Source organism: Rhodococcus sp. IEGM 1306, from assembly GCF_036541985.1.
GTDB classification, from domain to species: domain Bacteria; phylum Actinomycetota; class Actinomycetes; order Mycobacteriales; family Mycobacteriaceae; genus Rhodococcus_F; species Rhodococcus_F qingshengii.
In genome coordinates this window covers 214,917-226,153 of sequence record NZ_JAZHFF010000003.1, presented here as the reverse complement: position 1 = coordinate 226,153, position 11,237 = coordinate 214,917, and the positions used below count along the sequence as shown (strand labels likewise).

10 protein-coding genes are annotated in these 11,237 nt (G+C 63.9%); 4 read left to right on the top strand and 6 right to left on the bottom strand.

Going from position 1 to position 11,237, the window contains the following annotated elements; translation table 11 throughout:
• Positions 1-24 precede the first annotated feature (24 nt).
• Both V3587_RS10565 and V3587_RS10560 read right to left on the bottom strand, forming a co-directional pair.
• A complete protein-coding gene (locus V3587_RS10565; RefSeq protein WP_124568816.1) occupies positions 25-1,488 on the bottom strand; it encodes an alpha,alpha-trehalose-phosphate synthase (UDP-forming) in 1,464 nt (487 codons plus the stop codon).
• Between the two features lie 103 nt (positions 1,489-1,591).
• Entirely contained in the window at positions 1,592-1,765 is a 174-nt protein-coding gene (locus V3587_RS10560) for a hypothetical protein (RefSeq protein WP_164490548.1), read from the bottom strand.
• A 156-nt stretch (positions 1,766-1,921) separates the two neighbouring features.
• On the opposite strand from V3587_RS10560, the gene V3587_RS10555 reads away from it, so the two are divergent.
• Together V3587_RS10555 and V3587_RS10550 are read left to right on the top strand one after the other, a co-directional pair.
• On the top strand, positions 1,922-3,676 hold the full coding sequence (locus V3587_RS10555; RefSeq protein WP_283376597.1) for an ABC transporter ATP-binding protein: 1,755 nt from the start codon (positions 1,922-1,924) through the stop codon (positions 3,674-3,676).
• 11 nt (positions 3,677-3,687) lie between these two features.
• Positions 3,688-5,475, top strand: a complete 1,788-nt coding sequence (locus V3587_RS10550) for an ABC transporter ATP-binding protein (protein ID WP_372581081.1) — start codon at positions 3,688-3,690, stop codon at positions 5,473-5,475.
• Positions 5,476-5,489: 14 nt separating this feature from the next.
• Here V3587_RS10550 and V3587_RS10545 read toward each other — a convergent pair whose 3' ends face one another.
• The gene (locus tag V3587_RS10545) at positions 5,490-6,425 is read right to left on the bottom strand and encodes a methionyl-tRNA formyltransferase (protein ID WP_095971464.1); all 936 of its coding nucleotides are present in this window, start codon (positions 6,423-6,425) and stop codon (positions 5,490-5,492) included.
• A 110-nt stretch (positions 6,426-6,535) separates the two neighbouring features.
• Here V3587_RS10545 and V3587_RS10540 point away from each other — a divergent pair, with 110 nt between their 5' ends.
• Complete coding sequence (locus tag V3587_RS10540; RefSeq protein ID WP_095971463.1) at positions 6,536-7,339, top strand: alpha/beta fold hydrolase; 804 nt, start codon at positions 6,536-6,538, stop codon at positions 7,337-7,339.
• Between the two features lie 59 nt (positions 7,340-7,398).
• Here the strand turns inward: V3587_RS10540 and V3587_RS10535 are convergent, their stop codons facing one another.
• The 3 genes from V3587_RS10535 to V3587_RS10525 form a co-directional block, all read right to left on the bottom strand.
• Positions 7,399-7,668, bottom strand: coding sequence for a metal-sensitive transcriptional regulator (locus V3587_RS10535; protein ID WP_095971462.1), 270 nt, complete (start codon positions 7,666-7,668; stop codon positions 7,399-7,401).
• 89 nt (positions 7,669-7,757) lie between these two features.
• Positions 7,758-8,168: a DUF302 domain-containing protein gene (locus V3587_RS10530; protein ID WP_283376598.1), complete on the bottom strand. Its 411-nt coding sequence runs from the start codon at positions 8,166-8,168 to the stop codon at positions 7,758-7,760.
• Positions 8,169-8,284: 116 nt separating this feature from the next.
• A complete protein-coding gene (locus V3587_RS10525) occupies positions 8,285-10,432 on the bottom strand; it encodes an MMPL family transporter (RefSeq protein ID WP_283376599.1) in 2,148 nt (715 codons plus the stop codon).
• Between the two features lie 147 nt (positions 10,433-10,579).
• Between V3587_RS10525 and V3587_RS10520 the strand changes: the two genes are divergently transcribed.
• Positions 10,580-11,164, top strand: a complete 585-nt coding sequence (locus V3587_RS10520; protein ID WP_283376600.1) for a class I SAM-dependent methyltransferase — start codon at positions 10,580-10,582, stop codon at positions 11,162-11,164.
• Positions 11,165-11,237: the final 73 nt, after the last annotated feature.

Sequence of the window (11,237 nt, the reverse complement as noted above, 5' to 3'; positions counted from 1 at the left end):
GCACCCAGCCTTGTTGGATTGGCCTCAGGGCTCTCGGGATTCGGCAGGAGCGATCAGCGCCGGGCCTGCAGCACCGCCGTGTGCGAGCGCGTCGAGGAACGAGCGAGCCCAGCGGTCGACGTCGTGCGTCAGGACCTGACGACGCAACGCGCGCATGTGGCGTCGGCCGTCCTCTCGCGGTTGATTGAGAGCCTTCTCCATCGAATCCTTGACGTCGTCGAGGTCATGGGGATTGCACAGGAATGCCTGACGGAGTTCGGCTGCGGCACCGGTGAATTCGCTGAGCAGCAATGCACCGCCCAGATCGCTGCGGCAGGCGACGTATTCCTTCGCGACGAGGTTCATGCCGTCACGCAGCGGCGTGACCAACATGAGATCGGCGGCGACGAAGAACGCGACCAATTCGTCGCGAGGGATCGGCCGATGGATGTAATGGACGACGGGGCGGCCGACTTCGCTGAACTCGCCGTTGATGCGGGAGACCTTCTGTTCGATGTCTCCGCGCATCTGTACGTAGCTTTCGACGCGTTCGCGGCTCGGGGTCGCCAGCTGCACCATGACCGTGTCGGCGGGATCGATGCGCTTCTCCATGAGAAGTTCGTGGAGCGCGGCGAGCCTGACGTCGATGCCCTTGGTGTAGTCGAGGCGGTCGACGCCCAGCATGATGTGCTTGGGGTTTCCGAGTTCTTTGCGAATCTGCTTGGCGCGGTCCCGAATTGCCTTGGTGCGCGAGAGTTCGTCGAGCTTGCCGGAGTCGATGGAGATGGGGAAGGCGCCGACGCGGACGCTACGGAAACCTACTTGCACCACACCGAGTTTGGAGCGGACGCCGACGGTTCCGCGTGAAGTCTGCTGCCCGGCAAGGCGTCTGGCCAGGTACAGGAAGTTCTGTGCGCCACCTGGGAGGTGGAAGCCGATGAGGTCGGCGCCGAGGAGGCCTTCGACGATTTCGGTGCGCCACGGCATCTGCATGAACAACTCGACCGGGGGGAACGGAATGTGCAGGAAGAAGCCGATGGTGAGGTCGGGGCGCAGCATCCGCAGCATCTTCGGTACCAACTGCAGCTGGTAGTCCTGGATCCAGACGGTTGCGCCCTGTGCCGCTGCCTTGGAAGTGGCTTCGGCGAACCGCCGGTTCACCTCGACGTAGGCGTTCCACCATTCGCGGTGGTATTCGGGTTTGACGATGACGTCGTGATAGAGCGGCCAGAGGGTGGCGTTGGAGAATCCCTCGTAGTACTCGTTGATTTCCTCGGCGCTCAGCGGCACCGGGTAGAGCTCGAGTCCGTCTTCGACGATGGGGTCGAGGTCGGCGTCCGCCACGCCCGCCCAGCCCACCCAGGCGCCCTGATTGCTGCGCAGGATCGGCTCGAGAGCGGTGACCAGTCCGCCGGGGCTTCGCTTCCATCGTGTGGTGCCGTCGGGAAGCCGTTCCAGGTCGACGGGCAGGCGGTTCGCTACGACGACGAACTCAGCCTGCCCGGACACGGCGTCACCGGTCGAAGAAGCAGGTGCGCTGTCAGAAAGGGTTGAACTGGTCGAATCCGGACTGACAGGCACGTGGTTCCTTCTCGGTCGGTGAGGGAAAGATTCAGTCGAGCTTGGCGGCGGGGGAGATACCGAGCATCGAGAGCAGCATCCTGCACTCGTCGGCATCTTCCGCGTAGGCAGCGACGACGCGCTGTGCCTGACGAGCAGTTTCGTCCGCTACGGGCTCGAGGTCCTCGTCCGCGATCTCGGTTTCGACGGTCGTGTTCTCAGCCATCATGTTCCTCTCGTGCTTGCCTGCACGGCGCAAGCAATGGTTCTTACTCGCGACTCTATGAGAACTGGGCGTGTCGACGCTAGTTGCTCATGTATTAGGGTCGACTTACTTATCTCTGTACTCAACTTTATCGCTTCCATCGATGCTTGGAGTTCCATGAGTTCGACCCCCTCGAGTGTGACCGTCGACTCGGACGAGCCGGATAGTGGCAATCACAGCGGTGCTGCGATTTTGCGACGCGTCCTCGTCCGTAACCGTGGCCCGCTCGCTATCGGCACGGTTCTGGTCTGTCTGCACCAACTGACCGAGACGGCGGTGCCGATCTCCATCGGTGTGATCATCGACCGTGCGGTGGAGACTTCGGACACCACGGCCCTGATCGTCTCCGTCGTGGGTCTCGCGGCTCTGTTTCTCGTTCTGACGGCCGCGTGGCGTTTCGGTGCACGGTTCATCGTCACTGCGATGCAGCAGGAGGCTCATCGGCTCCGGCTCGAGGTGGCGCACCGTGTCCTCGATCCGCGTGGGGTGCGCACCGATCTGCGATCAGGTGAACTGCTGACCGTTTCGACATCGGACGCCGAGCAGACGTCGTGGATCGCGGACATCGTTCCGCGCGCCGCCGCCGCCCTGACCGCTGCGGTGGCGTCGGCGGTGGCGTTGGTGTGGATCGACCTCTGGCTGGGACTGGCCGTTCTGATCGGAACGCCGGTGATTCTCGGTCTGCTGCAACTGGCGGCGCCGCTCATCACGTCGAGGGCCACCGGTCAGCAGGCGTCGATCGCGCGAGCGTCGGCGATGGCTACGGATCTGGTCAGCGGATTGCGTCCGCTGCGCGGGATCGGCGGCGAGAAGACCGCGTCGGCGCGCTACCGCACCGTCAGCCGTCAGGCGCTCGCTTCCACGATCGGCACGGCGAAGGCAACCGGTATCTACACCGGCGTTGCCGCGACCATCAGTGCGTTGCTCGCAGTCGGTGTTGCCGGTTTCGCGGGATATTTCGCGTTGCAGGGCAGGATCACGGTCGGTGAACTGATCACCGTGGTGGGGCTTGCGCAGTTCATCATCGAACCGCTCGGATTGCTTGCGTCCATTCCCGGATACTTCGCAGTGGCGCGGGCGTCGTCTGATCGACTGGCACTGGTCTTGGACGCGGAGCCGCTGCGGGGAGCGGGTTCGCAGACCGAGCTCGAAGGCACCGACCTGACTCTCGACGGAGTCGAGTACAAGTCCCTCAAGGGCATCGATCTGCATCTGCCCGCTGGGGAACTGCTGGGCGTCGTGGCTTATCAGCCGCAGGACGCCGACGCTCTTGTCGCGGTCCTGTCCGGTCAGCTGGCGCAGGACGCGTATCGCGGAGTGGTGAGGGTTGGCGGAATCAGCCTGTCCGACATGGACTTGCGATTGGCGCGCCGCACAGTGCTGGTGGAGCCGCACATCACCGATCTGTTCTCCGGATCGCTCGCGTCGAACGTGACCGCGGGCGCCGGTGATGCTGCCGGTCTCGACATCCAGAGCGCTCTGGTGGCGTCGGCAGCGGCGGATGTCGTCGACGCACATCCGGACGGTCTCGATCTCGAAGTGACCGATCGGGGCGCGAGTTTGTCGGGAGGCCAGCGGCAACGTGTTGCCCTGGCGCGGGCCTTGGTGGCACAGGCACCGGTGATGGTCCTGCACGATCCGACGACGGCGGTGGACGCGGTGACCGAGGCGTCGATCGCCGAAGGAATCGCAGAACTGCGGCACGAGGGTGCCGGTGGCATCCACACGACGGTATTGATCACCAGCAGTCCGGCCTTGTTGGCCGTGACGGATCGAGTGATCGTGTTGAACGACGGAGTGATCGCCTCGACGGGCACACATTCCGAACTCTCTCGCGGCGACGCGAACTACCGAGGAGCGGTGCTGCGGTGACGGCCACGGACATGACAACCGGTATGCCGGCCGGGGAGAACGCGGAGAAGGTGACCGAGCGTGAGTTGTTGCCGATCGCGAGTGGTCGCCAGACCTGGAAGTGGTTGCGGGCAGCGCTGGCCGAGCACCGGATGCAGAGCCTGCTGGTCCTGATCGTCGCGGCTTCGGCGTCGGCGATGGCCTTGGTGCCGATCTACGTCTTCGGTGTCCTGGTCGACCGGGTCCGGGACAACGCGCCCACGTCGACGATCGTCGGGGTGGTCGTGATCATCGCCGCTGCCGCAATCGTGGGTGGCGTGTTCACCGGTGTGGCCGCCTATCTGATCAAGCGGCTAGGCGAGACGATCCTGGCGGATCTGCGCGAGCGGACCGTGGACCGGGCACTGCGCCTGCCGATCCAGACCGTCGAGAAGGTCGGCAAGGGCGATCTGCTCTCACGAGTCGGCGACGACGTGTCGGTGATCGCCAAGGCCGTGTCCGATGTGGTTCCCGGCATGATCGCGGCGGTTCTGCTCGTGGCTCTGAGCATGGTGACCATGCTCGGACTCGACTGGCGACTCGGTCTGGCCGGCATGGTCGCGCTGCCGATGTACGCGCTGGCACTCAAGTGGTACCTGCCACGATCGGCTCCCGTTTACGCTGCCGAGCGGGTAGCGATGGGCGCTCGTTCACAAGCGCTGATCAGCAGTCTCCAGGGTGCCAAGACCGTGCGCGCGTACAGCCTCGAGAAGGAACATCTCGGTCAGATCGATGCGGCGTCGGCAAAAGCGCGTGATCTGGCCGTCGGAGTTTTCGGCCTGTTCACCAGATTCGCCGGCCGCGGTAACCGCGCCGAATTCGTGGGCTTGTCCATGATTCTGGTCGTCGGATTCCTGCTGGTTCGTGAGGACGTCGTGACGGTCGGTCAGACGACGACTGCTGCCCTGCTGTTCCATCGCCTGTTCAACCCGATCGGCTCGCTGCTCTACACCTTCGACGAGGTGCAGTCGGCCGGCGCCAGCCTTGCGCGACTGGTCGGCGTCGTCGAGATCGAGGAAACGGAGCCGTCGACGGATGCGGGTTCCGTTCCGGCTGACGGTTCGCTGCGTCTGGATGACATCCGGCACAGCTACGACGGTGGTCACGAGGTTCTCCATGGAGTGACGCTCAACCTGCGAGCGGGGGAGCGCGTGGCGCTCGTCGGTTCGACCGGAGCCGGAAAAACGACGCTTGCGGCGATCGCTGCCGGTTCGATCACTCCGACGTCGGGGCGGGTGTCGATCGGCGGTGTCCCGCTTGCCGACCTCGACGACCTACGACGCCACATCGCGATCGTGAGTCAGGAGGTCCACGTTTTTGCCGGACCCCTGATCGAGGATCTGAGATTGGCGGCTCCCGAATCCTCGGACGAGGACGTAGCCGCGGCACTGCGGACAGTCGGCGCGTACGAGTGGGTGGAGGCTCTCGACGAGGGAATGCTGACCGTCGTAGGCGAAGGCGGGCACGAGATGACGGCGGCACAGGCGCAACAGTTGGCCTTGGCGAGACTGGTGCTGGCCGATCCCGCTGTCGCGGTACTGGACGAAGCAACAGCGGAGGCGGGCAGCGCCGGAGCGCGGGAACTGGAAGCGACTGCCGAAGCTGCTACGGAGGGCCGCACCACTCTGGTTGTCGCACACCGGCTTACCCAAGCGGCGGGCGCCGACCGAGTGATCGTGCTCGAACACGGACAGATCGTAGAAGAAGGCCCGCACCGCGAACTGGTGTCCGCGGGCGGGCGTTACGCGCAACTGTGGGCGGCCTGGGAGGGTCGCGACTGAGAGCGTTCAGACGATCAGGTGAGGTACCCGCCGCCGTGGGGGAAGAACTCGGCGGCGGTGTACTCGCTGCCGTCGTCGAGTCGGACGCGCTCGATCCGCAGTCCCTTGTTCTTGCCCGACCACGCGTCGGGGCCCGCGACGATCACCATGCCGTCGTCTTCCTGAATGAATACTCGGCCGGGGGTTCCGCCGTAGTGCCCGCGTGAGACGGACGCCTTCAGGATGCGGACGCGCCGGCCCTTGAACTCCGCAAAAGCGTTGGGGTACGGATCGGACTGTGCTCGGACGAAACGCTCGATGACCTCGGCCGGCCAGGACCAGTCGACGTGACTGTCCTGCGGTGCGCGCTTGTGGAAGAACGTGGCCTGCGAGCGGTCCTGCGGCGTCCAGTCCGTCCGCCCGGATGCGATCAGATCCAGGGCGTCGAGTGTGATGGGGCCGATCATGTCGATCGTGCGGTGGAACAGATCGGTGACGGTGTCCGTGGGGCCGACCGGCGTCGAACGCTGCAGCACGATGTCGCCCGCGTCGAGCTCCTCGTCCATCAGGTGCGCCGTGAGCCCGACTTCTTCTTCGCCGTTGATCAGAGCCCAGATGAGCGGGGAGAATCCCGTGTACTTGGGGAGCAGCGAATCGTGGATGTTGAGGGTGCCGTACTTGGGTGCGTCGAAGACCTCCGCCGGCAGCCAGGTGCGCCAATTGTTGGCGACGATGATGTCGGGAGCAGCTTCGGCCAGCGCGGCCTTGAAGGCGTCGTCAGGCTTGTTCGCCACGTGAACGGGTACACCGTTCTCGGCCGCCAGATCTGCAACCGAGTCCGCCCACATCTGTTCGTAGACGTGTTCACTCTTCGGGTGTGTGATCGCCAGCACGACCTCGTGATCGGAGTCGATCAAGGCCTGCAGGGTACGGTGGCCCCAGGTTTGGTATCCGAGCGTAGCGACTCTCAACGGGGGTCCTCCTGGACGAGCATGGGCTGGGGTTGCGGTCACACGACCGCCCATCAGCTTAGGCTATCCAACCAAAATTGTTGATCACACGTACGAGGAGGAAGGCTGACATGACGGTCGCCACAATCAACGGAATCCCCATCAATTACCAGGTCAAGGGTGATGGAGATCTGGTGGTGCTGATCATGGGGACCGGTAGCCCCGGTCGCGTCTGGGATCTGCACCAGACGCCGGCTCTGGTGGCCGCCGGCTATCGCGTCGCCACCTTCGACAACCGCGGAATCGCCCCGTCCGGCGAGAGCCTCGGCGGCATCACGATGCCCGACATGGTTGCGGACACCGCCGGGTTGATCGAGCACCTCGGCGGCGGCCCGGCCCACGTCATCGGCACCTCGATGGGCGCCCGGGTAGCGCAGGAACTGACGCTCGCCAGGCCCGATCTGGTTCGCAAAGCCGTGTTCCTCGCCGGCCATGCCCGGATGGATCATTTCCAGCAGGTCCTGACCGAGGGTGAGCGCCAGTTGTTCGACAGTGGCGTCGCCCTGCCGGCCAAGTACCGTGCCGCAGTGACCGCGGTGATGAACCTCTCGCCGGCCACGCTCGCCGACGATCACTCCGCACGCGACTGGATGGACATCTTCGAGTTCACCGGCGGCGCAACCTCACCCGGTGTTCGCGCACAGCTCGGCATGGACCGCGCCTTCGATCGACGGGGAGCATACAAGTCGATCATGCGCCCGTGCCTGTCCGTCGCTTTCGCCGACGACCGCATGATCCCGCCTTACCTCTCCCGCGAGGTGGCGGATTGCATCGCGACGGCGTCGTACGAAGAGATTCCCGACGCCGGGCACTACGGCTACCTCGAGCGTCCGGAGGCCGTGAACAAGGTGCTGATCGACTTCCTGGCGAAGTAGTTCCTCGCACGCGAAAAAGGGCCTGACCTGCTCACTGCGGGTCAGGCCCTTCTCGTATTTCAGGCCAGGGCCAGGAACAGCTTCTCGAGTTCGGCCTCGGTCATCGGTTCTCGACCGTCGGCGCTGTCACCGCTCAGGCATTCACGCAGCCCGGAAGCGACGATCTTGAACCCTGCTCGGTCCAGCGCCTTGGACACGGCTGCGAGCTGCGTGACGACGTCCTTGCAGTCGCGGCCGTTCTCGATCATCGAGATGACCCCGGCAAGTTGGCCGTGGGCACGCCGAAGCCTGTTCAATACGAGCGCAATGCTCTCTTCGTCGCCGGTCATGGTGGCCCCTTCTCGAGTGTTCGTGCTGCGACCGAGGGTACCCCTGGGGGCATGTCAGTGTTGATTCAGTATTTGATCCGGGTGCGGTGTCAGATCAGCGAGTCGACGGCCGCCCGCAACTTGACGGCTGCGTCGGCTGCCACGGACTCCAGGCCGGGTTCGCCGGAAACCTGCACCAGGAGAGCGGGATTCATTGCTTCGACGAAGAACGAATTCTCCGTGGTCGTATCCTCTCGGACGACGACGTTGCACGGCAACAGGAGACCGATCTGGCGATCCACCGAGACTGCCCGATGGGCAAGGGGTGGATTACAGGCGCCCAGGATCAGGTATTTCTCCATGTCCTCGTCCAGCTTCGCCTTGAGCGTTGCCTGCATGTCGATCTCGGTCAGGATGCCGAAGCCCTGCTCGGCGAGAGCAGCACGCGTTCGGGTGACGACGTCGTCGAAAGTTCCGGCGACCTTGGTTGCGATCGCGATCGGTTCTGTGGGTGTTGTCATTGCCCGCTCCTTGCCGTTGTTTCGATGTCGTTGTCTTCGATGCCGTTGGCTTCGATTTCTCTTGCTTCCACCATACCCCTGGGGGTATCAAGAAAACAGTGATGTCGGGTACACGATCAGCCATGCGAGAAGCTGATGTTCGGCAGGACGCTACGTAGCCATACCGGCGCCCACCAGGCTGCCCGGCCGGTGAGACGCAGGAGAACGGGCAGCAGCACCAAGCGGACGAGCACTGCGTCCAGGAGGACGGCTACACCGAGAATGATGCCCATTTCCTTGGGTGGCAAGGGATCTGCGAGCGCAAAAGTGAAGAAGACCGCAACCATCACCGCCGCTGCCGCCGCAATGACCCGACCTGAATGTGCCAGGCCGTCGATGTGTGCGATCGCGGGGTCACCTGTGCGTTCGTAGTGCTCCTTGGCGCTCGAGAGCAGAAATACCGTGTAGTCCATCGCGATGGCAAAGATCATGGCGAAGAAGAAGACCGGACCCCACCCGTTGAGGAAACCCTGGGGATCGAAGCCGAGTAGGCCTGCGCCGTGACCATCCTGGAAGATCAGCTTCGCGATTCCGAATGCGGCCCCAGTGGACAGCAGGCTGACCAGCGTGCCGATCAAGGCGATCAGAGGGGCCTGGAGGGCGATCAGCAACAACAGGAATCCGAGCGTCAGAATCACGACCACGACGATGGGAAGGTAGTCGTCGAGTGCCTGCTGGAGGTCGAGATTTTCGGCCGGAGCGCCGCCGACGAGCGCCGATTCCGGCAGTTGTGACCGAAGGTCGGCAAGGATGGTGTCCATCGCAGGATCCGACGGATCGACAGTGGGAACTGCTTGCAGCATAACCAGATCGGATCCGTCGGCCGCTTCTTGCGCCGGGGTGACCATGGCGACGCCGTCAATGCTCATGGCAACACGCGAGGTGTCGGCTGCATCGTCGGCGGACGTGACGATCTGCAGCATTCCGGGCGCTCCGTCACCGAATTGCTGCTGGACCAGTTCATAGCCCTGTCGAACTGGGGCGTCCTCGGGAACCACGGCGATGGAGGGCATTGCCACCTTCAGGCCGAAGACCGGAACAACGAGTGCGATCAGGACGATGAAAGCGCCGATGCCGAAAGGCCACGGGTGCTTGTGCAGCAGTGATGCCCAAGCTGCGAACATCGGGGAGCGGTGCTGCTGGCGCTTTGCGTACGGTAGTGAACCGCCGTTGACCTTGGCGCCGATCCTGCCGAGCACGGCCGGTAGCAGGGTGAGTGTTGCGGCGAGGACGAAGATCACAGCGAGCATGATTCCGACAGCCATCGTGCGTACGGCCGGGGCTGGAACGATGAGCACCGCAGACAAGCTGACCAGAACTGTCAGGCCGGAGAGGACCACAGCTTTGCCGGCGGTGTCCATGGTTTGAGCCACGGCCGTCCGCGGATCCGCATTGGTTCGCAATGCGTCCCGGAACCTGGCGACGAGAAAGAGCGCGTAGTCGATGCCGAGTGCGAGAGCGAACATCATCGCGAAGTTCATGGCCCACACGGAAATCGGCGTGATCTCGTTGAGGATCACGAGCCCACCCGCGGATGCGACCAGCCCCGCGAGCGTCAGCAGCAGTGGGAGTCCCGCGGCAACAAGGGAACCGAAGGCCAACACCATGATCGCGAGAGTGACGGGCCATGACATCATTTCGGCCTTGATCATCGCTTCGTGATTGGCCTTGTTGAAATCGCTCCACAAAGCCGACGCGCCGGTGGGGTACACCTCGATGGTGTCCGTGGACAATGCAGTGAGTTCCTTGCCGAGTTCGTCTACCGCACTGACCATCTCGTCGGCACTTGCGTTTGCGCCCGCGATCATGATGCCGGTATGTCCGTCCGGGCTGATGGTCATTCCGGGCTGCGGAGTGACGACTTCACCGAAACGTGGGTCCGCGGAAAAGATTTCAGTTGCCGCGGCCAGCGTTTGCTGCATCGACGGATCCGTGATGCGCAGCGAGTCCGAGTGAACGACCACCTGCACTGCGGCGGAGGAGTTTCCACCGAAATGCTGCTCGGCCAACTCGCGTACCTGCACTGATTCGGATCCGTTCGCCTGCCAACCTGCGCCGGCCAGGGAGGTGAAGACGCTGGGTGCTGCGGCGCCGAGGGCAACCAGCGCGATCAACCAGACACCGAGAACGAGGCGGGTGTGCTCCGCCATCGATCGACCGAGGCGCGCGAGTATGCCGCCGGTTCGGGTGGGTGGGCCCGCGGTGACTGTTCTGGTCGCTGACATCTTCGCTCCTGATACGGGTGGGGGTATTTCTGATCTCCACTTGTATACCCCCAGGGGTATGTGTCTGTCACGTTCGCGGGTTCTCTATGCTGCTCGGGGCACCGTCTTGATCAGTGATGGTGATTCGGACTACGAGGAGCAGAGATCTTGGACGCACACGACTGGGACGAGCGATACCGAGCGGTGACGGAGCCATGGGGAGTCGACCCGGCGGGAACCGTCGCAACACGCATTGCCGACCTGACGCCGGGCACTGCGATCGATCTGGCCTGCGGCGACGGCCGTCATGCGCGGTGGATGGCCGGACAGGGTTGGTCGGTGACCGCGGTCGACTACTCGTTCGTGGCGATCGATCTGGCACGGGCGAGTGACCGGGACAACGTTGTCGACTGGCGGGTCGGAGACGCGACTACGTGGCAACCGGAAGGGGCGGTCGACCTGGTGTTGGTCAGCTTTCTTCACCTCGAGGTCGACGAGCTGGCCGAAACCCTGAAGCGCATCGGTGAGTGGCTGACTCCAGGCGGGCGCGTCCTCTATCTGGGGCATTCGATCGAGAACTTCCACCGTGGTGTGGGCGGTCCACCCGAACCGACCATTCTGCCCGGTATTTCCGATCTCGCTCGCGCAGCGGAGGGATCGAGGGTCTATGCCCTCGAACATGTCGTTCGGCCACAGGACGGTAAGACGGCGATCGACGTTTTGCTCGAATTCGGTCCGTGGGAACAGGTCTGACCAGGGTGGGAGCGTACCTTCACGTTCCTGGGTAGCCTACCCTAAACTTGCGAGGGTGTTCGTCGTTCGATGA